Annotated in this window: 22 protein-coding genes; 6 read left to right on the top strand and 16 right to left on the bottom strand. The window is 71.2% G+C overall.

Annotation, left to right across the window (positions count from 1 at the left end):
* Positions 1–84: 84 nt before the first annotated feature.
* The 5 genes from Pta02_RS32220 to infC all read right to left on the bottom strand — a co-directional run bounded on the left by Pta02_RS32220 (position 85) and on the right by infC (position 3,543).
* Complete coding sequence (locus Pta02_RS32220; RefSeq protein WP_203878764.1) at positions 85–1,167, bottom strand: sensor histidine kinase; 1,083 nt, start codon at positions 1,165–1,167, stop codon at positions 85–87.
* Between the two features lie 51 nt (positions 1,168–1,218).
* Positions 1,219–2,052, bottom strand: coding sequence for a TrmH family RNA methyltransferase (locus Pta02_RS32225; RefSeq protein WP_203878765.1), 834 nt, complete (start codon positions 2,050–2,052; stop codon positions 1,219–1,221).
* Between the two features lie 130 nt (positions 2,053–2,182).
* Positions 2,183–2,566: a 50S ribosomal protein L20 gene (gene rplT, locus Pta02_RS32230; protein WP_203878766.1), complete on the bottom strand. Its 384-nt coding sequence runs from the start codon at positions 2,564–2,566 to the stop codon at positions 2,183–2,185.
* A gap of 22 nt (positions 2,567–2,588) precedes the next feature.
* Positions 2,589–2,783 (bottom strand): 50S ribosomal protein L35, encoded by a 195-nt coding sequence (gene rpmI / locus Pta02_RS32235; protein ID WP_184946812.1) that lies wholly within the window; start codon positions 2,781–2,783, stop codon positions 2,589–2,591.
* A gap of 130 nt (positions 2,784–2,913) precedes the next feature.
* Positions 2,914–3,543: a translation initiation factor IF-3 gene (infC, locus tag Pta02_RS32240; protein WP_203878811.1), complete on the bottom strand. Its 630-nt coding sequence runs from the start codon at positions 3,541–3,543 to the stop codon at positions 2,914–2,916.
* A gap of 352 nt (positions 3,544–3,895) precedes the next feature.
* On the opposite strand from infC, the gene Pta02_RS32245 reads away from it, so the two are divergent.
* Positions 3,896–4,303, top strand: coding sequence for a PadR family transcriptional regulator (locus tag Pta02_RS32245; protein ID WP_239131394.1), 408 nt, complete (start codon positions 3,896–3,898; stop codon positions 4,301–4,303).
* Positions 4,300–5,454 carry a hypothetical protein gene (locus Pta02_RS32250; RefSeq protein WP_203878767.1) on the top strand — a complete coding sequence of 385 codons (1,155 nt, stop codon included), beginning with the start codon at positions 4,300–4,302 and terminating at the stop codon, positions 5,452–5,454. Before Pta02_RS32245 ends, Pta02_RS32250 begins: the two co-directional genes overlap by 4 nt.
* 96 nt (positions 5,455–5,550) lie before the next feature.
* Here Pta02_RS32250 and Pta02_RS32255 read toward each other — a convergent pair whose 3' ends face one another.
* From Pta02_RS32255 to Pta02_RS32290, 8 genes are all read right to left on the bottom strand, one after another.
* Entirely contained in the window at positions 5,551–6,381 is an 831-nt protein-coding gene (locus Pta02_RS32255; RefSeq protein ID WP_203878768.1) for a shikimate dehydrogenase, read from the bottom strand.
* Complete coding sequence (gene mltG / locus Pta02_RS32260; RefSeq protein ID WP_239131395.1) at positions 6,378–7,526, bottom strand: endolytic transglycosylase MltG; 1,149 nt, start codon at positions 7,524–7,526, stop codon at positions 6,378–6,380. The genes Pta02_RS32255 and mltG overlap by 4 nt, the downstream gene beginning before the upstream one ends.
* A 381-nt stretch (positions 7,527–7,907) precedes the next feature.
* On the bottom strand, positions 7,908–8,384 hold the full coding sequence (gene ruvX, locus Pta02_RS32265) for a Holliday junction resolvase RuvX (protein ID WP_203878770.1): 477 nt from the start codon (positions 8,382–8,384) through the stop codon (positions 7,908–7,910).
* A 74-nt stretch (positions 8,385–8,458) separates the two neighbouring features.
* Positions 8,459–11,131 carry an alanine--tRNA ligase gene (gene alaS, locus Pta02_RS32270; protein ID WP_203878771.1) on the bottom strand — a complete coding sequence of 891 codons (2,673 nt, stop codon included), beginning with the start codon at positions 11,129–11,131 and terminating at the stop codon, positions 8,459–8,461.
* A gap of 1 nt (position 11,132) precedes the next feature.
* On the bottom strand, positions 11,133–11,387 hold the full coding sequence (locus Pta02_RS32275) for a hypothetical protein (protein WP_203878772.1): 255 nt from the start codon (positions 11,385–11,387) through the stop codon (positions 11,133–11,135).
* Positions 11,384–11,776 (bottom strand): DUF948 domain-containing protein, encoded by a 393-nt coding sequence (locus Pta02_RS32280; protein WP_203878773.1) that lies wholly within the window; start codon positions 11,774–11,776, stop codon positions 11,384–11,386. Before Pta02_RS32280 ends, Pta02_RS32275 begins: the two co-directional genes overlap by 4 nt.
* Before the next feature lie 43 nt (positions 11,777–11,819).
* Positions 11,820–13,154 carry a replication-associated recombination protein A gene (locus Pta02_RS32285; RefSeq protein WP_239131396.1) on the bottom strand — a complete coding sequence of 445 codons (1,335 nt, stop codon included), beginning with the start codon at positions 13,152–13,154 and terminating at the stop codon, positions 11,820–11,822.
* A gap of 31 nt (positions 13,155–13,185) precedes the next feature.
* Positions 13,186–13,647 (bottom strand): DUF2231 domain-containing protein, encoded by a 462-nt coding sequence (locus tag Pta02_RS32290; protein ID WP_203878774.1) that lies wholly within the window; start codon positions 13,645–13,647, stop codon positions 13,186–13,188.
* Positions 13,648–13,871: 224 nt separating this feature from the next.
* Here Pta02_RS32290 and Pta02_RS32295 point away from each other — a divergent pair, with 224 nt between their 5' ends.
* A complete protein-coding gene (locus Pta02_RS32295; protein WP_203878775.1) occupies positions 13,872–14,762 on the top strand; it encodes a peptidylprolyl isomerase in 891 nt (296 codons plus the stop codon).
* A gap of 166 nt (positions 14,763–14,928) precedes the next feature.
* Positions 14,929–16,152 carry a cytochrome P450 family protein gene (locus Pta02_RS32300; RefSeq protein ID WP_203878776.1) on the top strand — a complete coding sequence of 408 codons (1,224 nt, stop codon included), beginning with the start codon at positions 14,929–14,931 and terminating at the stop codon, positions 16,150–16,152.
* A gap of 143 nt (positions 16,153–16,295) precedes the next feature.
* Here the strand turns inward: Pta02_RS32300 and aspS are convergent, their stop codons facing one another.
* From aspS to Pta02_RS32315, 3 genes are read right to left on the bottom strand one after another with little or no spacing between them, the layout of a single operon-like run.
* Entirely contained in the window at positions 16,296–18,095 is a 1,800-nt protein-coding gene (gene aspS, locus Pta02_RS32305) for an aspartate--tRNA ligase (protein WP_203878777.1), read from the bottom strand.
* Complete coding sequence (gene hisS, locus Pta02_RS32310) at positions 18,092–19,354, bottom strand: histidine--tRNA ligase (protein ID WP_203878778.1); 1,263 nt, start codon at positions 19,352–19,354, stop codon at positions 18,092–18,094. The genes aspS and hisS overlap by 4 nt, the downstream gene beginning before the upstream one ends.
* A 4-nt stretch (positions 19,355–19,358) precedes the next feature.
* Positions 19,359–20,054 (bottom strand): MBL fold metallo-hydrolase, encoded by a 696-nt coding sequence (locus tag Pta02_RS32315; RefSeq protein ID WP_203878779.1) that lies wholly within the window; start codon positions 20,052–20,054, stop codon positions 19,359–19,361.
* Positions 20,055–20,201: 147 nt separating this feature from the next.
* Here Pta02_RS32315 and Pta02_RS32320 point away from each other — a divergent pair, with 147 nt between their 5' ends.
* Together Pta02_RS32320 and Pta02_RS32325 are read left to right on the top strand one after the other, a co-directional pair.
* Positions 20,202–21,053: a peptidylprolyl isomerase gene (locus Pta02_RS32320; protein WP_203878780.1), complete on the top strand. Its 852-nt coding sequence runs from the start codon at positions 20,202–20,204 to the stop codon at positions 21,051–21,053.
* Between the two features lie 73 nt (positions 21,054–21,126).
* The gene (locus Pta02_RS32325; protein ID WP_239131397.1) at positions 21,127–22,356 is read left to right on the top strand and encodes a DUF349 domain-containing protein; all 1,230 of its coding nucleotides are present in this window, start codon (positions 21,127–21,129) and stop codon (positions 22,354–22,356) included.
* The last annotated feature ends 152 nt before the right edge of the window (positions 22,357–22,508 follow it).

Below are 22,508 nucleotides of genomic sequence, written 5' to 3' on the forward strand. Positions count from 1 at the left end.
GTTGGGAAGACCGGGCCGGGCCTGGCGGATGCGGGGGCGCGGCCGGTGACTGCGCGAAGGAGCCCACCGGGCCGGCGTCCGCCCTCAGGCGAAGTCAGGGGTGCCGGTGGGCAGCATAAATCGGAACTCGGCCCCGCCCTCGGGGCCGCGCTGCACGGAGATCGTGCCGCCGTGGGCCTCGATCAGGCCCTTGACGATGAACAGGCCGAGCCCGGTGCCGCCGCGGCGGCGGGCGTTGCCCCGCCAGAACTGCCGGAAGACGCGCGTGACCAGCTCGGGCGGGATGCCCTCACCCTGGTCGCGGACGGACACGGTCACTCCCCACTCGTTCGGCTCGACGACTATTGTCACCGTACCCCGTCCGTGACGCACCGCGTTCTCCATGAGGTTGGACAGGACCTGGTCGATCTTGTCCTGGTCGAGCCACGTCTCGGGCAGCTCGCCGTACACCTCCAGCCGGAAGCGGTCCTCCGGCTCGCCGGCCGCGATCCGCCCGGCGATGATCTTTCTGACCCGGGCCGGGATGTCGACGACCTGCCGGTGGATCTCCAGTCGGCCGGACTCGATGCGGGACACGTCGAGCAGCTCGGTGATCAGCCTGGTCACCCGGTCGGCGTCGGCGTTGACCGTCTCCAGCATGACGAGCTTCTGGTCGTCGGTGAAGCGGGTCCACTTGGCCAGCAGCGTCGCGGTGAACCCCTTGACGCTGGTCAGCGGGGAGCGGAGCTCGTGGGCGACGGTGGAGACCAGGTCGGCGCGGCTGCGCTCCAGGCGGGCGCGGGCGCCGGCGTCGCGCATGGTGACGACCACCCGGACGACCTGCCCGCCCCGCTCGGGCTCGCGCACCAGGCGGGCGGCGACGAGCATCTCGTGGCCGCCGGGAGTGCGCAGCGGCAGCTCGGGATGGCGGGTGCGCGTCGGCAGGCCGCCGTAGGTGTCGAGCCACTTCCACCAGTCACGGCCGTCCTGGTCGAGGAAGGAGAACACGTCGCGCACGTGCCGGCCGACGGCCTGCTCGCGGGTGACCCCGGTCAGGCGGGTGGCGGCCCGGTTGACCGCCAGCACGTGCCCGTCGCGGTCGGTCACCACCAGGCCGTCGGGGAGATCGTCCACATCGATCGCGCATACGGAGTCGGCGCTCCGCCCGTCGGTGTGTCCGTCGTGCACGACCCCGCCTCCTCGACGCTACAACGCCGACAATAGCGGGTTTTCCGTGTTCTACGGCAGGTTCGGAGCCGGGCTCTGGGTGCCCGCGGCCCGCTGGGACCGGGCAGATGCGTACAGACACACCGCGGCGGCCGTGGCCAGGTTGAGGCTCTCGGCCCGCCCGTAGATCGGCACGCGGACGACGTCGTCGGCGAGCTCCAGGATCTCCTTCGGCAGCCCCCACGCCTCGTTGCCGAAGATCCACGCGGTCGGCCCGGACAGGTCGACGTCGTCCAGGGTGTGCTCGCCCGCGCCGTCGGCGGCCAGCACGCGCAGCCCGGCGTCCTTCAGCGCCCGTACGGCCTGCGCCACCGGGGCCCCCGTGACGACCGGGAGGTGGAAAAGGCTGCCGGCGCTGGCCCGCACGCACTTGCCGTTGTAGGGGTCCACGGAGGCGTCGGTGAAGACGACCGTGTCGGCGCCCGCGGCGTCGGCCGCGCGCAGCACGGTGCCGGCGTTGCCGGGGTCGCGGACGTGGGCCAGGACTGCCGCCAGGCGGGTCTCGCCGGTGAGCGCGCGCTCCAGCGGCACGTGCACGAACCGGCACACGGCCAGCAGGCCCTGCGGGGTGACCGTCTGGGCGAGCTCGGCCATGACCTCGCCGCTGGCCCGGTGGACGGGGATCCCGGCGTCCCGGGCGGCGGCGACGAGCTCGGCGTGCCGGCTCTCGGCCTCCGCCGTGGTGAACAGCTCGGCGACCACGTCGTCCAGCGCCAGGGCCTCGCGCACCGCCTGCGGCCCCTCGGCCAGGAAGGACCGGTCACGGTCGCGGAAGGCCCGCTTGGTCAGCCTGCGCGCGGCCTTGACCCGCGGCGACTTGATGTTGGTCAGTTCAGACCCCGCCATATCCGTCCTTCGAGAAGCCCAAGAATGCGAACGCGGCCCACAGCGTGATCGCTGTGGGCCGCGTGCCGTACGGAACCGGACCCGCCCGGATGCCGGCGTGCCCGCGAAGGTCCGCAGGCGCCCGGCGCGGTTACTGAGCGACCGGGGCGTTCACGTTGGCCGGGAGCGCCTTCTTGGCGGACTCGACCAGGGTGGCGAACGTGGCGGCGTCGTTGACCGCGAGGTCGGCCAGGATCTTGCGGTCGACGTGGATCTCCGCCAGGCGCAGGCCCTGGATGAGCCGGTTGTAGGTGATGCCGTTCTGACGGGCAGCGGCGTTGATGCGCTGGATCCACAGACGGCGGAAGGTGCCCTTGCGGTCCTTGCGGTCGCGGTAGGCGTAGGTCATCGAGTGGAGCATCTGCTCCTTGGCCTTGCGGTACAGACGCGACCGCTGACCCCGGTAGCCGCTCGCCCGCTCGAGAACGACCCTGCGCTTCTTCTTGGCGTTGATCGCCCGCTTCACGCGTGCCATGTGTATCTATCTCCCCGGGTCGTTACTTAGCGAGCAGCTTCTTGATCTTCTTGGAGTCGGCGTCGGACAGCACGACCTCGGGCTTGAGACGGCGCGTCAGGGTGGACGACTTCCACTCGTTGTAGTGCGCGCGGTTGGCGCGGCGGCGCTTGATCTTGCCAGAACCGGTGATCCGGAACCGCTTCTTCGCACCACTGTGCGTCTTCATCTTCGGCATCTCAGCCGTCTCTCCCTCGATCGTGCCGATGTCCCGGGCCGGTAACCCAAGTCAAGGGCATGCCTGACTGCGAGACCGGACCCGGTCTCGGATTCTTCTCGCGGCTGCCTGAGCGTTCAGGCTATGCGAGTCACTCCTGCGGAGCGGACGCCTCGTCGGCCACAGCCGTGTCGACCGGCGTCTCACGCTCCGCGGACTCCTCGTCGCGCCGCGTCCTGGCCGCCGCCTTCTCGGCCTTGGCCTCGGCCTTCTTCTTGTGCGGCCCGATCACCATGATCATGTTTCGGCCGTCCTGCTTGGGCTGGGACTCCACGAAACCGAGGTCCGTGACGTCCTCCGCCAGCCGCTGCAGGAGCCGGAAGCCCAGCTCGGGACGGGACTGCTCTCGTCCGCGGAACATGATGGTGACCTTGACCTTGTCCCCCGCCTTGAGGAACCGCACCACGTGACCCTTCTTGGTCTCGTAGTCGTGCGGGTCGATCTTCGGCCGGAGCTTGATCTCCTTGATGATCGTGTACGCCTGGTTGCGACGCGCCTCGCGTGCCTTCATGGCGGACTCGTACTTGAACTTGCCGTAGTCCATGAGCTTGCACACGGGCGGGCGAGCCGTGGCCGCGACCTCCACGAGGTCGAGGTCGGCCTCCTGAGCCAGCTTCAGAGCATCGCCGATGGAGACGATGCCCACCTGTTCGCCGTTCGGGCCTACGAGGCGGACCTCGGGCACACGAATACGGTCGTTGATGCGGGGCTCGGCGCTGATGGGGCCTCCTAGGTTGCGATCCGCTGCCGCCCTTGGGGGCGGCTGCCACGTGCTCGATCGTGCCGGGAGATCACACGCCGGTGCATCCGTTCACCGGATGCGAAACGCGAATTGCCCCGCACGTCGCGCATGCGGGGCCACTTGAGCTCACAACCTCGAAGCCGTAAGCTCCCCGGTTTCACCCGGTGTGATCCTTGACCTGCCGACTGATAGCCGACCAGGTGGGAGGGGAACCTCCGCTTGCGCGTCCGGCAGGCATGCCGGACCGATCGAGTAGCTACGTTACCACAACGGGGAACGGGCTCAGAATCATCCCTTGCCGATATGCAAATGATCGATATATAAAGATGACATGAGCGAGCGTTCGATGCAGGAGCCGACGTTCCTGATCCTGACCGCCCTCGCCGCGGCCCCCCAGCACGGCTACGGGGTGATCTCCGACGTGCGGGAGATCTCCGGCGGCCGGGTACGGCTGCGCGCGGGCACCCTGTACGCCGCGCTGGACCGGCTGCAGGCCGAGGGCCTCATCGCGACCGACCGGGAGGAGATCGTGGAGGGTCGTGTCCGCCGCTACTACCGGCTGACCGACGAGGGGGGCACCCGGCTGGCCGCCGAGGCCGAGCGCCTGCGCCGGCACGCCGAGGCCGCCGCCACCCGGCTGCGCGCCCGCCTGGCCGGCGGCGCCGTCTTCCTCCAGATCCCCTTCCGCCCCTCCGGTGCCCGCCGCCTGCCGGGGTTCTCCGCCGGAGGTGCGGCATGAGCCCGCGAGAGCACTCACCCTCCGGAGCGCCCGGCGGGGAGGACGGCATGGACCGGGAGCACCCCGGCCCCGGCGGGGAGGATGACATGGGCCGGGAGCGCCCGGGTCGCGGGGAGGACGACGGCATGGGCCGGGAGCGTCCCGAGCCCGGCGGGGCCGGTCCCCTGGAGACCCGCTACCGCGGCCTCCTGCGCTGGTATCCCGCCGACCACCGGGCCCGGCACGGGGAGGAGATGGTCGGGGTGCTCATGGCCGGGGCGGAGCCCGGCCGCAGGCTGCCCGACCCCCGCGACGCCTTCGACCTCGTCCGGGGCGGCATCGCCGTACGCGCCAGGCGGTTCGTCGGGCCCGAGTCCGTCCCGCACTGGCGCGACGCGCTGAACGCCGCCGCCGTCCTGGCCCCGCTGTACCTGCTCGTTGTGAATCTTGGTCTGTCGGCCATCCCCCTGGCCGTGCTGGCCTGGTCGTCCGGGTGGGCCGTCGACGTCTACTCGCTGCTCGCTCTGGCCTGGCAGCTGGCCTACGCCCTGGTCCTGGGGCTGGCGCTGGCCGGTTCACGCCGGCTCGCCGTGGCCTGCGCCTGGATCTGGGCGGTCGGCGACACCGTGATGAAGGTGACGGCGACGGCGTTCCTCGTCGAGGAGATGGGGACGGGCGCCTTCCCCGGCGGCGTGCCCGGCATCGCCGACCACGCGCTCGACGCCTCACCCGGATTCTTCGTGGCCCTCCTGCTGACCGTCGCGCCCAGCCCCCGTGCGGGCCTCGATCTGATCGGGCGGCGCGTCCTGCTGCGCTGGGCCGTGGCCTGCACCGTGACGCTGGCGGCCGCGGCGGTGCTGCCGCACGTCCTGGCGCCCGTGTCGGGTGAGTGGGCACCGGACGACTATCTCTACGGCATAGTCGCGCCGGCACTGATCGCCATGGCGTGGGGGGCGGGCAGCCGCACCCCCGCCGGGCTGCGGGCGGGGGCGCTCCTGGCCCCGCTGGTGCTGCTGATGTACGGCGGCGACCCGGTCCGCTACGCCGCGGAGGGCAGGTGGCCCGTCGCCCTGCTGCAGATACTTCTCGTGGCCGTCGTGTTCACCGTCGCCAGGCGCGGTTTCGCACCGTACGGCTCGGGGACCGCGGGCTCTCCCGAACGGATCACCTGAGCAACGGCCGGAGCCCGGCCGGATCGTCCGAAGACCGGCCGGACTCCACCGTGCGAAGGGGCATCGGCCCGTCCGGGCGATACGCGTGAAGGGCGGTCAGCTCGTCCGGCCGGCCCGTCGGAGGATCTCGGCCTCCCCGGCCGCGCGCATCGCCTCCACCGGCACGTCGGTCCGGCCGGTCATCAGCTCGACCTGCCGAACCGCCTGGTGCAGCAGCATCGGGAAGCCGCCGACCACGGTCCCGCCCGCCTCCGCCACGGCGCCGGCCAGGCGGGTCGGCCAGGGGGCGTAGACGACGTCGAAGACCACCGGGACCCGGCCGGCCACCAGGTCGGCGAAGCCGTCGGCCGCGCCCGAGGGCAGGGTCGAGACGACCAGGTCGACGTCCAGAACGGTGTCGATCTTGTCGAAGGTCTGCACGGTCAGGGCCGTGCCCAGCCGCTCGGCCACCTCGGCCGTCTCCCCCGCCCTGCCCGGGTCGCGCACCACCAGGGTCGCCTCGCCCAGGCCCAGTTCGCGCAGGGCCGCCAAGGTGGAGGCGGCGGTCGCGCCCCCGCCGAGGATCGCCGCCGACCGGGGCCGGGCCGCGCCCGCCTCCGTCAGCGCCCGCACGATGCCGTGGACGTCGGTGTTCTCGCCGTGCCGGGCCCCGTCGCGCAGGACCACGGTGTTGGCCCCGCCCACCTCGACGACCGGCTCCGAGACGGTGTCCAGCAGCGGCAGCACGGCCCGCTTGAGCGGCATCGTCAGCGACAGCCCCGCCCAGTCCGGGCCGAGCCCGCCGAGCAGACCGGGCAGGCCGGTCTCCTCGCACTCGATCGCCTCGTAGCTCCAGTCGTCCAGGCCGAGCGCCCGGTAGGCGGCGCGGTGCAGGTACGGCGAGAGCGAGTGGGCGATCGGGGAGCCCAGAACCGCGGCGCGGCTCACCCGTTGCCCCGGTTCTTCTCGAACTCGGCCTTGAGCCTGAGGAACTCCGACTCGGTGGAGGCGAACTTGGTGATGCCCCGGCTGGGGTCGGTGGTGACGAACCAGATCCAGTCGCCCTTGGCCGGCTTGAGCGCGGCCTGGATGGCGTGGTCGCCGGGGTTGGAGATCGGGCCGGGGGGCAGGCCGATCCTGCGGTAGGTGTTGTAGGGCGACTTGCTCTCCAGCTCGGCGTTGGTCGCGGCGATGCCGTACCTGTTGAGCCCGTAGAAGAGCGTGCTGTCCATCTCCAGCTTCCGCCCCTCCTGGAGGCGGTTGTAGATCACACGCGCGATCTTGCCCATGTCGTCGACGCTGCCGGACTCGGCCTGCACGATGCTGGCGATGATCATGATCTCGTGGGGGGTACGGCCCAGCGTCTTGGACTCGGCCACCAGCCGGTCCTTCTCCGCGGTCTGGTTGAAGCGGTCGACCATCGCGGTGAGGATGTCGGCCGCCGACATCTTGGGGGTGACGTCGTAGGTGGCCGGGAAGGCGTAGCCCTCCAGCCTGCCCTTGGCGTAGGCGGGCAGGCCCAGGGCCGCGGTGTCCTTGGCCGCCGCCTGGAACTCCTTGAGCGGCTTGCCGGTCGCCTTGGCCAGGGTGCTCAGGGTGTCGGACAGGCGCAGCCCCTCCTTGAGGGTGACCCGGTCCAGCAGCTGCTTGCTCGGGTCGAGCAGCTCGACGGCGGCGGCGGCCGACATCTGCTTGCGCAGGGTGTAGACGCCGGGCTGCAGGGAGGAGCTCTTGCCCGCCTCGGCGATGGCCTCGGTGAAGGCGCGGGCGCTCTTGACCACGCCCTGCTCCTCCAGGGTCCGGGCGACGTCGGAGGCGCTCTGCCCCTGCTTGATCTCCACCGTGACCTCACCGGTGCCCGAACCGGTGTAGTCCTCGACGGTCACCACGCCGCGCAGCCACGTGTAGCCGTAGTAACCGGCTCCGCCGAGGCCGCCCACCAGCACGATGACGGCCAGCATCGGGGCCAGGAAGCCGCCCTTGTTGCGGCGGCGCCTGCGACGGCGGCCACGCCTGCCGTCACGTCCCGAGGACGCGCGGGATCCGCGCCTCGCTCGACCATCGTCGTTGTCGGCGCCGACCAGGAAGTCCATGTCTAGATCGTTCATAGATGCGCTGGCCAATCTCCCGGTGCGGACGGCCCGGCGTCAAGAGAGTGTGCCAAACCATGGGGGTTCACCGATGCAAACGTGCCGGTGCCGCGTGCCTCTGGTCTCGGTCCTCCGGGGCGTACCGCCTCGCGTGACGGGACGGGGAGCCCTCCGCCGGGCATCAGATCCGCCCGCGGTGGTCGCTCGACTCTTCCCGGATTGTCACAAACTCACTCTCTTTGTCAGTGAATTTCGTGATTCTATGCTCCAAATTATCAACGGCAAACCGGGCCAACCAGCGCGTTCAGCGCAACGACCTGGTGACCAGCGGGTTCTCTCCCGCAATCGTGTGATCTTTCCCACGGCCGGGGCGCGATCCGCCGGTCACCGGCCGGGCCGGTCGCCCGGCGGCGGTACGGCGGGCCGTCCCGGCGGCGCCCCCGTGGCCCGCTCGGCGTCCAGGGCCGCCTGCAGCAGCACCACGGCCGCCGCCTGGTCCACCACGTCGCGCTGGTTCTTCGCCCGCACACCGCTGGCCCGCAGACTCTGCTGCGCGGTGACCGTGGTCAGCCGCTCGTCGAACAGCCGGACCGGGACCGGGTCCAGCCGGGCCGCGACGCGGGCCGCGAAGGCCCGGGCGAGCTCGGCCGCCTGCCCCTCGCGGCCGGACAGCGAGGTCGGCAGGCCGACCACGATCTCGATGGCCTCGTGCTCGGCCGCGATCTGCGCGATCCGCTCCAGGTCGCCCTTGCCGCGCCGTACGGTCTCGACCGGTGTGGCCAGCAGCCCCGAGGGGTCGCTGCGGGCCACGCCGATCCGGACCGAGCCGACGTCCACGCCCAGGCGTGTGCCGTTCCTCATCGTCTTCGCCCCCTGCCCGTGAGCCGGTCCGGGCTCACGGGCGTCCTCCTTCATCGGGCAGGTAACCGGACGGGTCAGGCCGACGTCGGGGAGATCGCCTGCCGGACGGCGGCGAGAGCGTCGCCGATCGCCTCGGGACGGGCGCCGCCGCCCTGGGCGATGTCGTCCTTGCCGCCACCGCCGCCGCCGAGGGCCTTGGCCGCGACGCCGACCAGGCTGCCCGCCTTCAGGCCGCGCTCCCGGCCCGCGTCGTTGACCACGGCGACGACCACCGGCCGGTCACCGGGGACGCCGGCGACCACGACCGCAGCGGCGCGGCCGGCCGGGAAGCGCCCGCGCACGTCGAGGGCGAGCTTGCGCAGGTCGTCGGCGGAGGTGCCGTCGGGCGCGCGGTGCGTCACGACCGAGACGCCGTGCACGTCCTCGGCGCCCGACGCCAGCTCGCCGGCGATCGCGAGCACCTGGGCCGAGCGCAGGCGCTCCAGCTCCTTCTCGGCGGTGCGCAGCCGGGTGACGATGCCCTCGACGCGCTCGGGCAGCTCCTCGCGGCGCGCCTTGAGCTGCTCCGACAGCTGGGCGACGAGCACGCTCTCGCGGGCCAGGAAGCGGAAGGCGTCCAGGCCGACCAGGGCCTCCACCCGGCGCACGCCGGCGCCGATCGAGGACTCGCCCAGCACCTTGACCAGGCCGAGCTGGCCGGAGTTGCTGACGTGGGTGCCGCCGCACAGCTCACGGGAGTAGTCGCCGACCTCGACGATGCGCACGACGTCGCCGTACTTCTCACCGAACAGGGCCAGCGCGCCCATCGCCCGGGCCTCGGCCTGGGAGGTGTGGAAGGCGTTGACCTGAAGGTCGTTGATCAGGACGGCGTTGACCTCGTCCTCGACGTCGCGCAGCACGCTGGGCGGCACGGCCCCGGCGGAGGTGAAGTCGAAGCGGAAGCGGCCGGGCGAGTTCTCCGAGCCGGCCTGCGCCGCCGTCTCGCCCAGCGCGTTGCGGAAGCCGCGGTGCACCAGGTGGGTGGCGGTGTGGCTGCGGGAGATGGCGCGGCGACGCTCGATGTCGATCTCGGCCTCGGCCTGGTCGCCCACCCGGACCTCGCCGGCGCGGACCTTGCCGCGGTGCACGATGACGCCCGACACCGGGGACTGCACGTCCGTGATCTCGATCTCGGCCCCGGAGGTGCGGATGACGCCCTGGTCGGCGAGCTGGCCGCCGCCCTCGGCGTAGAAGGGGGTACGGCCCAGCACGACCTCGACCGTGCTGCCGGCGCCCGCGGCGGGGACCGTGGCGCCGTCGACGAGCAGGCCGATGACCTCCGTCTCGGCGCTCACCTGGTCGTAGCCGAGGAACTCGACCTTGCCGGCCTTCTCCAGGATCTGCCCGAAGACCGAGATGTCGGCGTTGCCGGTCTTCTTGGCGGCGGCGTCGGCCTTGGCCCGGTCGCGCTGCTCCTTCATCAGCCGGCGGAAGCCCTCCTCGTCGACCTTCAGGCCCTGCTCGGAGGCCATCTCCAGGGTCAGGTCGATCGGGAAGCCGTAGGTGTCGTGCAGCTGGAAGGCCTGCTCGCCGGCCAGCACGCTCTGGCCCTTGCGCTTGCTCTCCTCCACGGCCACGTCGAAGATCGCGGTGCCGGTGCGCAGGGTGCCGAGGAAGGACGCCTCCTCGGCGTCGACGACCCCGTGGATCTGCGGCGCGTCGGCCTTGAGCTCGGGGTACAGCTCGCCCATCACGTCGATCGCGGTGGCGGTCAGCTCGTGCATGTAGCGCTCCTCGCCGGAGCCGAGCAGGCGCAGGTTGCGGATCGAGCGGCGCAGGATGCGGCGCAGCACGTAGCCCCGGCCCTCGTTGCCGGGCAGCACGCCGTCGGCGACCAGCATGGTGCTGGTGCGGACGTGGTCGGCGACCACGCGCAGGCTGACGTCGGAGCGCTCGTCGCGGCCGTAGCGGGTCTTGGTGAGCTCGGCGGCGCGGTCGAGGATCTTGTAGGTGGTGTCGATCTCGTAGATGTTGTCGACGCCCTGCAGGATCGCGGCCATGCGCTCCAGGCCCATGCCGGTGTCGACGCTCTTGGCCGGCAGCTCGCCGGCGACGTCGAAGTCGACCTTGCTGCGGACCGTGCCGAGCTGGAACTGCATGAAGACGTTGTTCCAGACCTCGAGGTAGCGGTTCTCGTCGGCGACGGGACCGCCCTCACGGCCGTACTCGGGGCCGCGGTCGTAGTAGATCTCGGTGCACGGCCCGCCGGGGCCCGGCACGCCCATGTGCCAGTAGTTGTCGGCCAGGCCGCGGCGCTGGATGCGCTCCAGCGGGACCCCGGCCCGCTTGTGCCAGATCTCGGCGGCCTCGTCGTCGTCGTGGTAGACGGTGACCCAGAGCCGCTCCTCCGGGAAGCCGAAGCCCCCGTCGGCCTCGGAGGTGGTCAGCAGCTCCCAGGCGAACGGGATCGCCTGGTCCTTGAAGTAGTCGCCGAAGGAGAAGTTGCCGAGCATCTGGAAGAACGTGGCGTGCCGGGTGGTCTTGCCGACCTCGTCGATGTCCGGGGTGCGCACGCACTTCTGCACGCTGGCGGCCCGCTTGTACGGCGGCTTCCGCTGGCCGAGGAAGTAGGGCTTGAAGGGGACCATGCCCGCGGGGACCAGAAGCAGCGTCGGGTCCTCGGCGATCAGGCTGGCCGAGGGCACGACGGTGTGCCCACGCTCCTCGAAGAAGCGCAGGAAGCGGCGGGCGATCTCTGCCGACTCCATGTCAGCGGCCATCCTTTACGTCGTAGTGATAGGTGTTTTCCACACTGTCGAGACCGAAGCGGGACCGCAACTCCGTTTCCCGCCTGGCCGCGACATCGCGGGCGTCCCCCGCGATGTCCCTGGCCTGCTCCAGCAGGCCGGAGGCACCGCGGACGGCGCGGCGGGCCACGTGGTTGGGGTGCAGCGCCTGGAGCTTGCGCATGACCCACACGGCGCCGAAGGCGCCCAGGCCCATGTAGAACAGCCGCCGGATCATCGCCGCCGCCTTTCCAGCACGCGCGAGGTGGAGCGGCCCCGGGAGCGGGCGCCCACGGCCCGGCGCAGGCCGTGGCCGAACGCCGCGACCTTGATCATCGGACCGGTGACCAGCGTCTGGGTGACGTTGCTGACCTTGGCCGCGTGCCCGCTGATCTGCTTGATGTCACGGGTGATGGCCTCCACCGCGACGAGCTGGCGGTTGGTCTCGCCGACGGCGACCGCCACGTCCTCCAGCAGCGGCACGACCCGGTCGCTCAGGTCGGAGACCATCTTGGTGGTCTCGGTGACCAGCCGGGCCAGCTTGACCAGAACCATGATCATGAAGCAGACCAGGACCACACAGGCCACGGCCGCGATCAGCCCGGCGACCTCTCCCGCGGTAAGCATGCGCCGAATCTCCCTACATCACCCCGGCCGGAACGGCACGACCCTATCGCGTCTTGCCCGTCTCCCCCGGCAGGCCGCGTAGGAAGGCGCGGATCCTGGACCATCGATCGGAGAAACCCGCCTCGGCGCCGTGCCTGGTGGGCCGGTAGTAACGCCGCTCGCGCAGCGGCTCAGGGAGATAGTCCTGGCGGACCAGCCCGTGCTCGAAATCGTGGGGATACTTGTAGCCCTTGCCGTGACCGAGCTTCTTGGCCCCGGCGTAGTGGGCGTCGCGCAGATGGTCGGGCACCTGGCCGATGTCGCCGCGCCGCACGTCCGCGGCGGCCTCCCCGATGGCGGTGATCACGGCGTTGGACTTGGGGGCCAGCGCGCAGTGGATGACCGCCTGGGCGAGGTTCAGCCGCCCCTCGGGCAGGCCGATGAACTCCACCGCCTGGGCCGCGGCCACCGCGACCTGCAGGCAGGTCGGGTCGGCCATGCCGACGTCCTCGGAGGCGAAGATCACGATCCGGCGGGCGATGAACCGGGGGTCCTCCCCCGCCTCGACCATCCGGGCCAGATAGTGCAGGGCGGCGTCGGCGTCGGAGCCGCGCATGCTCTTGATGAAACCGCTGATCACGTCGTAGTGCTGGTCGCCCTGGCGGTCGTAGCGCACGGCCGCCTTGTCCACGGCCCGCTCCACCACCTCGACGGTGATCTCGCCGTCGGCGATGAGCGCGGCGGCCTCCAGATAGGTCAGGGACCGGCGGGCGTCGCCCCCGGCGAGCCGTACGAGGTGGTCGGCCGCCTCGGGCGCCAGCCGTACCCTCCCGTCCAGGCCGCGGGGATCGGCCACGGCGCGCTCGACGACCGTGCGGACGTCGTCGTCGGACAGCGGCTCCAGGGTCAGCAGCAGCGAGCGCGACAGCAGCGGCGAGATGACCGAGAAGAAGGGGTTCTCCGTGGTGGCGCCGATGAAGGTCACCCAGCGGTTCTCCACCGCGGGCAGCAGCGCGTCCTGCTGGGCCTTGTTGAAGCGGTGCACCTCGTCCACGAACAGCACGGTCTGGCGGCCGGACATGCCCAGCTCGCGCCGGGCCTGCTCGATGGCGGCGCGGACCTCCTTGACCCCGGCCGAGACCGCCGAGACCTCGACGAAGCGGCGCCGGGTCACGCCCGCCACGACGTAGGCCAGGGTGGTCTTCCCCGTGCCGGGCGGTCCCCACAGGAACAGCGACATCGGCGCCTCGGCCTCGACCAGGCGGCGCAGCGGCGTGCCCGGCCCGAGCAGGTGCCGCTGGCCGATCACCTCGTCGAGCCCGCGGGGGCGCATCCGGACCGCGAGGGGCTCCTGGCCCCGGTGCGCCTCCTCGGCCGCCGAATCGAACAGGCTGTCCACGCCCCCGACAGTACCGCCCCCCGCGGACGCCTCAGCTCGTCCAGACGGCCGCGGCCCCGCTGTGCCCGGCCCTGATCACGTAGTAGACCGCCACCGCGGCCAGGATCACCGTGAGCGCCGAGACGACCGTGCGCACCGGGCCGCCGAACCTCTCACCGCGGGTCACGTAGATCAGGCCCAGGGAGACCAGCCCGAGAGCGGCCACGGCCAGCGTCAGGGGCGTGCCGAAGGCCTCGTGCTCGGCGATGCGCTGCCCGAACTCCCCCTGCGCGGAGGAGAAGCGGTTCTCCTTGAGCGAGATGCCGCTCTGCCTGGCGGCCAGGGTGGCGATCGGGGTGATCACCGCGAGTCCCAGCACCGCCCAGCCCAGTGCGGCGCGTGTGCGCGGCGCCAGCGCGTAGACCGCGGCCAGGGCCGCCAGCAGCGGCGTCATGACCACGGTGGCGTGGATGATCAGGGGGTGGGCGGGAAGGCCCAGGATCTCGTCGAACATGGTGGTGCTCCGGTCTTACGGGGTTCGTCTTCAGCGAGTACGAATCTCAGCACGAAGAGGTTCTGAAATCTGTAAAGATCTGCGGCTCCTCCCCTCCCGTCACATACGCAGGCCCCCTCCTGTCACATACGCAGGATTCCGCCACTTACATCCAGCACACTCCAGGGCCGGTACGCTTTCGCCGGGTCAGTAGTCATGAAACGGTAATCCTGGAGGACATAGCGGTGAGCGGCGAAGACCGCCAGAGCCAGCTGGCGCGGGAGCACAAGGAGCGGCAGGTCCAGCGTGCCGAGGAGACCAGGAAGGCCAAGCGGAACACCTTCGTCGGGGCCGGCATCGGAGCGGTCGTCGTGGTCGGAGGCGTGATCGCCGCGGCGGTCCTGATGGGGGGCGACGACGGCGACACGGCGAACGTCGCGGCGTCCTCGGAGCCCTCGCCGAGCGTCTCCACGTCCGCCTCCGCCCAGCCGACGCCCAGCACCGCGGTGAGCGCCGGGCCCGTCTCCTGCGAATACCGCGAGGACACCAGCGGCAGCCCGGCCAAGAAGGTCGGCTACCCGCCGAAGAAGCCGAACCTGAAGCTGAAGACCATGACGATCACCACCAACCACGGTGACATCGTGATCGACCTGGCCACCCAGGCGGCTCCCTGCACGGTGAACTCCATGGCCTTCCTGGCCAAGAAGAACTTCTACGACAACACCCGCTGCCACCGCCTGGCCACCCCCGAGAACTCGGGCCTGGGCCTGCTGCAGTGCGGTGACCCGCAGGCCAAGGCCGACGGCAAGAACCCCACCGACGGCCAGGGCAGCTCCGGCTACGTCTTCAACGACGAGAACCTGGGCGGCATCCCGTACACCAAGGGCACGGTCGCGCTGGCGCAGGCCGGCGACGCCAGCAACCAGAACGGCAGCCAGTTCTGGATCTCCCTGGCCGACGACACCGCCCAGCTGCAGCCCGCCTACACGCCGTTCGGCACGGTCTCCAAGGGCATGGACCTCCTGGAGAAGGTCTACGCGGGCGGCTGGATCACCAACCCCGAGGACATCACCGGCGACGGCGGCTCCAACGCCCCCAAGATCCCGGTCATCATCAAGGACGTCAAGCTCTCCTGACGCGGGCTCATCGGACACCCCGGCGGCGATCTGCCGCCGGGGTGTCCGGCGTCCGGGGGTGTCCGGGGCTCCGAGTGTGATACCGATCACAAAGCGCCGGTCGCGGGGCGGCCGGGGACAGGCTGGATGGAGAGGGAACCATGATCCATCTCACTGAGGGGCGCTCATGTCCAAGCCGACGACGGAGAAGCTACCGGTCGAGTTCCTGTTCAGCCCGGAGTTCAGCCGGGATCCCTACACCCAGTACGGCGCGCTGCGCGAGCGCGGGCCGGTCCACGCGGTCGAGTTCATCCCGGGGACGGACATCCCGGCGTTCCTGGTCATCGACTACGAGCACGGCCGGGCGGCGCTGAACGACCCCCGGCTGGCCAAGGGGTCCCGTCACGCCCCCGCCTTCTTCCACCGGGAGGAGGTCCGCACCAACCCGGCGCTGGCCGAGAACATGCTCAACGCCGACCCGCCGGACCACACCCGGCTGCGGAAGCTGGTCACCAAGGCGTTCACCCCGCGCCGCACCGAGAGCCTGCGCCCCCGGATCCAGGAGATCACCGACGGGCTCGTCGACGCGATGGAGCCCCGGGGACGGGCCGAGCTCATCGACGACTTCGCCTTCCCGCTGCCGGTCACCGTGATCTGCGAGCTGCTGGGCGTGCCCACCGAGGACCGCGACGACTTCCGCCGCTGGTCCTCGATCCTGCTCACCCCCGCGTTCACCGCCGAGGAGATCCGGCTCCGCGACGAGGTGAACGCCGCCATCCACGCCTACTTCGGCGCGATCACCGCCGCCCGCCGGGCCGACCCCCGCGACGACCTGGTCAGCGCGCTGGTCACCGCGCACGACGAGGAGGACCTGCTGAGCGACCAGGAACTGATCGCCGCCCTCACGCTGCTGCTCATCGCCGGGCACGAGACCACGGTCAACCTCATCGGCAACGGCATGCTGGCCCTGCTGACCCATCCCGGCCAGCTCCGGCTCCTGCAGGACAGGCCGGAGCTGATCCCGGCGGCGATCGAGGAGTTCCTGCGCTACGACGGGCCGGTGGAGCGGGCGACCCTGCGCTTCGCCACCGAGGACATGGAGATCGCCGGCGTCGCCGTCCCCAAGGGCAGCATCGTGCAGATCTCGCTCGGCGCGGCCGGTCGCGACCCCGCCCTGGTCGACGCCCCGGACACGCTCGACATCACCCGCGCCGACGTCCGCCACGTCGCCTTCGGCCACGGCATCCACTTCTGCCTGGGCGCCCCGCTGGCCCGTCTGGAGGGCTTGATCGCCTTCGGGACGCTGCTGCGCCGCCTGCCGGGCATCGCCCTGGACCGCCCCGTCGAGGAGCTCGGCTGGCGCAGCAGTTCGATCATCCGCGGCCTGCAGGCGCTGCCGGTGCGTTTCTAAAGGCGTACGGCCCGCCGTACGAGCCGCGGAGACGCCGGGAGAGCGCGGGATCGGCACGGGGCCGGCGAGGGACGCGGAAAGCGGCGGAGCCCCGGCGAGCGAGGTGCTCGCCGGGGCTCCGCCGTACTCCTGCCGCGGGAGGGTCAGGCCTTGGCGGGCTTGGCCGCCGCGTCCTTCTGCTCCGCGTCCTTGGGCCCCGTCTCCTTTGGCTGGGCGTCCACGCCCGCCTCCTTGCGCTGCTCCCCGGTGATCGGGGTCGGCGCGCCGGTCAGCGGGTCGAAGCCGGAGGCCGTCTTCGGGAAGGCGATGACGTCGCGGATCGAGTCGCCGCCCGCCAGCAGCATGCAGATGCGGTCCCAGCCGTAGGCGATGCCGCCGTGCGGCGGCGGGCCGTACTTGAACGCCTCCAGCAGGAAGCCGAACTTGCTCTCGGCCTCCTCCTTGGAGATGCCGAGCACGTCGAAGACGCGCTGCTGCATCTCGGCGCGGTGGATACGGATCGAGCCGCCGCCGATCTCCATGCCGTTGCAGACCATGTCGTAGGCGTAGGCCAGCGCCTCACCCGGACTGTCCTGGAAGGTGTCGGCCCACTCGGGCTTGGGACCGGTGAACGGGTGGTGAACCGCGGTCCAGCCGATCTGGGTGCCGGCGTCGTCGAGCACGGGCTCGAACATCGGCGCGTCGACGACCCACAGGAAGCTCCACTGCGACTCGTCGATCAGGCCGCAGCGCCGGCCGATCTCCAGGCGGGCCGCGCCGAGCAGGTCGCGGGAGGCGGCGGCCGCACCGGCGGCGAAGAAGATCGCGTCACCGGGCTCGGCGCCGGCCTTGGCGGCCAGGCCCGCGGTCTCGGTCTCCGACAGGTTCTTGGCGACCGGGCCGCCGAGCGTGCCGTCCTCGCCGACCAGCACGTAGGCCAGGCCCCGGGCACCGCGCGACTTGGCCCACTCCTGCCAGCCGTCCAGCTCCTTGCGGGTCTGGGAGGCGCCGCCCGGCATGACCACGGCGCCGACGTACGGGGCCTGGAAGACGCGGAAGGTGGTCTCGGCGAAGAACTCCGTCATCTCGACGAGCTCCTGGCCGAAGCGCAGGTCCGGCTTGTCGGAGCCGTAGCGGGCCATCGCGTCGGCGTAGGTCATCCGGGGCAGCGGCGCAGGGATCTCGTAGCCGAGGATCTCCTTCCAGATCCGCCCGATCAGCGCCTCGCCGACGGCGATGACGTCCTCCTGGTCCACGAAGGACATCTCGAGGTCGATCTGGGTGAACTCCGGCTGCCGGTCGGCGCGCAGGTCCTCGTCGCGGTAGCACTTGGCCAGCTGGTAGTAGCGCTCCAGGCCCGCCACCTGCAGCAGCTGCTTGAACAGCTGCGGCGACTGGGGCAGGGCGTACCAGTTGCCGGGCTGCAGGCGGACCGGGACCAGGAAGTCGCGGGCGCCCTCGGGGGTGGAGCGGGTCAGCGTCGGCGTCTCGACGTAGACGAACCCGTGCTCGTTCAGCACCTCGTTGGCGAGGTAGGTGGCCTTGGAGCGCACGCGCATCGCCTGGGCGACCTGCTGGCGGCGGATGTCGAGGTAGCGGTACTTCAGCCGGGCCTCCTCCGAGACACCGGCGTTGCCCTCGATCGGGAACGGCAGCGGGGCCGACTCGCTGAGCACCTCGACCTCGGAGGCGACGACCTCGATCTCACCGGTGGGCAGATCGGGGTTCTCGTTGCCCGCGGGGCGGACCCGCACCTCCCCGACGACCTTGACGCAGTACTCGGCGCGCAGGCCGTGCGCGTCGTCCTCCTCGCGGAAGACCACCTGGGCCGAGCCGGAGGCGTCGCGCAGGTCGATGAAGACCACGCCGCCGTGGTCGCGGCGGCGTGCCACCCATCCGGCCAGCGTTACCTGCTCACCCGCGTGCTCCTTGCGGAGCGAACCGGCGGTGTGCGTGCGGATCACGAAAACTTCCCCTTCAGAATGTCGACGACCTCGGCCAACGGCACCTCGGTCTGCTCTGCGGTGGTCAGGTCTTTCAGCTGTACGGCGCGGGCCGCCAGGTCGCGCTCGCCCAGGACCAGCGCGTAACGGGCACCCGACCGGTCGGCGCCCTTCATCGCTCCCTTGAGGCCCTTGCCCCCGAACGACATGTCGGCGACGAGGCCCGCCCGGCGCAGTTGCGTGACCAGAAGGAACATCCGGCGACGTGCTTCCTCGCCCAGCGGGACACCGTACACCTGCACACGTTCCCCGGCGGACTCGTCCGCAAGCAGGCCCTCGGCCTCCATCGCCAGGAGCGTGCGATCCACGCCGAGCGCCCAGCCGACGCTCGGCAGCGACGGACCGCCGATCATCTCGCTCAGCCCGTCGTAGCGCCCGCCGCCGCCGACCGCGGACTGCGAGCCCAGCCCGTCGTGGACGAACTCGAAGGTGGTGCGCGTGTAGTAGTCGAGACCGCGCACCAGGCGCGGGTCGTCGGTGAAGGCGACGCCCGAGGCGGTCAGCAGCGAGCGGACCTCCTCGTGGTAGGTCTTGCACGCCCCGCACAGGTGGTCGACGACCATCGGCGCGCCGGCCAGCTGGGCCTGCACCTCCGAACGCTTGTCGTCCAGCACGCGCAACGGATTGATCTCGATCCGGGCCCGGGTGGCCTCGTCGAGGTCGAGCGCGCGCAGGAACTCCTGGAGCGCGGCCCGGTAGCCGGGACGGCACTCCTTGCAGCCCAGCGTGTTGAGCAGCAGCCGGACCCCGGTCAGGCCCAGCCCGGCGTAACCGTCGGCGGCCAGGATGATCAGCTCGGCGTCCAGCGCCGGATCCTCCGAGCCGAGGGCCTCGGCGCCGACCTGCCAGAAGTGGCGGTAGCGGCCCTTCTGGGCGCGCTCGTAGCGGAACTGGCTGCCGGAGTACCACAGTTTGACGGGGAGCTGCCCGTTGTGCAGGCCGTGCTGCAGGACCGCGCGCACGACCGACGCGGTGCCCTCCGGGCGCAGCGTGATGGAGCGCCCGCCCTTGTCGGTGAAGGTGTACATCTCCTTGGAGACGATGTCGGTCGACTCCCCCACCCCGCGGGCGAACAACGCGGTGTCCTCGAAGACCGGTGTCTCGATGTAGCCGTAGCCCGCGCGGCGGGCGGGAGCGGCGAGCGCCTCCCGTATGGCGAGGACCCGCTCGGAGCGCGGCGGGATCCAGTCGAAGGTGCCCTTGGGCGCCTGGAAGCTCATTTCTCTAAAGTCCCCTGCTGGGACCGGCGTGGGGAGCCGCCTCCGCGAGATACGGGTTGGTGGCGCGCTCCTGGCCGATCGTGGTCTGTGGTCCGTGGCCGGGCAGGACCACCGTGTCGTCCGGCAGCGGCAGGCACTTGACGGCCAGGCTGCGCAGGATCGTCGGGTAGTCGCCGCCCGGAAGGTCGGTGCGGCCGATGGAGCCGGCGAACAACAGGTCACCCGAGAACATCACGTCCGGGATCTCGTCCGTGGCGGGCAACCTGAACGTCACCGACCCCCTGGTATGGCCGGGAGTGTGGTCGACCGTGAGCTCCATGCCCGCCAGCTTCAGCACCGCGCCGTCGGACAGCTCGCGCACGTCGTCGGGCTCGGTGAAGGTGAGCCCGCCGAACAGCTGCTGCCGGGTCGTCAGCGACAGTCCCCTGCCCGGGTCGGAGAGCAGATCGCGGTCCTCGGGGTGGATCCAGGCCGGCACGTCGCGCGCGCCGCAGACCGGGGCGACCGACCACATGTGATCGATGTGACCGTGGGTGACCAGCACCGCGACCGGCTTGAGTCGATGCTCGCGCAGCACCTCGTCCAGATCGCCGACGGCGTTCTGCCCCGGATCGACGATGACGCACTCCTCCCCCGCGGCGGGAGCGACGACATAGCAATTGGTCTGGAAGGACCCTGCGGGAAAGCCGGCGATGAGCATCTGCCTCAGCTGATCTCGTCAAGAATGCGGATGGGAATGTAACCGAAGGGTACCGGTGCGGGTCGGCGGGCTGCGAACCATCGCCCTGTGGCCGATACGATTCGCCCACTCAATATGTAATACTCCGGCACTCGGGAGGGCGAAGCGGTGAGCGGCAAGGACCGCCAGAAGCAGCTGGCGCGCGAGCACTACGAGCGGCAGATGCAGCGACGCGTGGAGCGCGAGGCCAAGGCCAAACGCAACGCGATCATCGGTAGCACCGTGGGCACCGTGGTGGTCGTGGGCGGAATCATCGCCGCGGTGGCCCTGATCGGAGGGTCCTCGGACCCCTCGGACACGGAGGCCGCGGTCACGCCCGAGCCCTCCGCGAGCCAGTCCACCGCCGAACCGGCGGCCTTCGACCCGGCCACCGGCGGCTGCGGCTACGTGACCGCCGCGGAGAGCGGCCAGGTCAAGGACGTCGGCCTGCCTCCGGCCAAGCTCGACGTCTCCGCCAAGTCGATGACGCTGAAGACCAGCCAGGGTGACATCGTCATCAAGCTGGACGGCCAGAAGACCCCCTGCACGGTCGGCTCCTTCGCGCATCTGGCGAGCAAGGACTACTTCGACGGCTCCAAGTGCCACCGTCTGGGCTCCGAGCAGTTCCCGGTCCTGCAGTGCGGCGACCCGCTGGCCAAGGCCGACGGCAAGGGCCTGACCGACGGCCAGGGCGGCCCCGGCTACCGCTTCGTGGACGAGAACCTCGAAGGCGCCAAGTACACCCGCGGCGTGGTGGCCATGGCCAACAGCGGGCCCAACAGCAACGGCAGCCAGTTCTTCATCGTGTACGGCGACACGACCCTGCCGGCGAACTACACCCCGTTCGGTACGGTTACCAAGGGCCTGGAGATCGTCGACAAGGTGAACAAGGGTGGTGTCATCACTCCCGGACAGGACGGCACCGGGGCACCGAAGAAAACCGTCGAGATCGAAGACGTGACAATGTCCGCCAAGAGCTGACGTAATACAAACAGGCATACGGACCCGGGACCGCACGGTCCCGGAAAGGCTGATGAAAGTGCGGGAGGACACGGTGAGCACCGACCCGTGGGGCCGGGTAGACGACGACGGCACCGTCTACGTGCGTACGGCTGAGGGAGAGCGGGCCGTCGGGTCCTGGCAGGCCGGCGAGCCGGAGGAGGCGCTCGCCTACTTCCGCCGCAAATTCGACGAGCTGGCCGGGCAGGTCACGCTCCTGGAGCAGCGCGTCCGAGGCACCGACCTGCCCCCTTCTCAGGCCGAGGCCACCATCGTCAAGCTCCGCGAAGCGATCACCGACGCCCACGCGGTCGGCGACCTCGACGCGCTGCTGGGCCGGCTGAACAGCCTCACGGAGCTGGTCGCCCAGCGCCGCGAGGAGGTCAAGGCCGCCCGCGACGTGGCCCGCGCCGAGGCCAAGAGCGTCAAGGAGCGGATCGTCACCGAGGCCGAGAGCGTGGCCGAGTCCACGACCCACTGGAAGACCGGCGGCGAGCGCCTGCGTCAGCTCGTGGAGGAGTGGAAGGCCGCCGAGCGGATCGACCGGGTCACCGAGGCGGCGCTGTGGAAGCGCCTGTCGGCCGCCCGTACGGCCTTCGCCAAGCGGCGCAAGGCCTACTTCGCGGGGCTCGACGAGCAGCGCGAGAGCGTGCGCTCGGTCAAGGAGCGGATCGTGACGGAGGCGGAGGAGCTGGCCTCCTCCACCGACTGGGGCCCCACCGCCTCGGCCTACCGGGAGCTGATGCGTCAGTGGAAGGCCGCCGGCCGGGCCTCCCGTGAGGTCGAGGACGAGCTGTGGGCCCGCTTCAAGGGCGCCCAGGACCAGTTCTTCCAGGCCCGCTCCGCGGTCTTCGCCGAGCGGGACGCCTCGCTCGCGGCCAACGCCGAGATCAAGGAACAGCTCCTGGTCGAGGCCGAGAAGATCCTCCCCGTCACCGACGCCCGCGCCGCCCGGAGCACCATGCGCGGCCTCCTGGAGCGCTGGGAGGAGGCCGGCCCGGTCCCCCGCGAGCAGCGCGACCGCCTGGAGGGCGGGCTGCGCAAGGTCGACGACGCGATCCGCAAGGCCGAGGAGGCGGAGTGGAAGCGCTCCAACCCCGAGGCCCGCGCCCGCGCCCAGAACACCGTCGACCAGCTGCGCAAGTCCATCGAGCAGCTGGAGACCCGCCTGGGCAAGGCCCGCGCCGCCGGCAAGGACAAGGACGCCAAGGACGCCGAGGAGGCCCTGGCCGCCCGCCGTTCCTGGCTGGAGGAGGCCGAGCGCACGCTCGCCGAGTTCTCCTGACCTGACGCCGCCGGGGATTCCCCGGCCCGAGGCCGCCGGGGGTTCTCCTGCCCCGGCGGCTCCCGCGCTCTCCTGACGGCCCTTCCGACCACGACGCCGGCCACATCGAGACTCCGTGAACGCCCGGCCCTGAGGGGCGTCCTCAGCCATGA

It is taken from the genome of Paraplanobispora takensis (assembly GCF_016863195.1).
GTDB lineage: Bacteria > Actinomycetota > Actinomycetes > Streptosporangiales > Streptosporangiaceae > Planobispora > Planobispora takensis.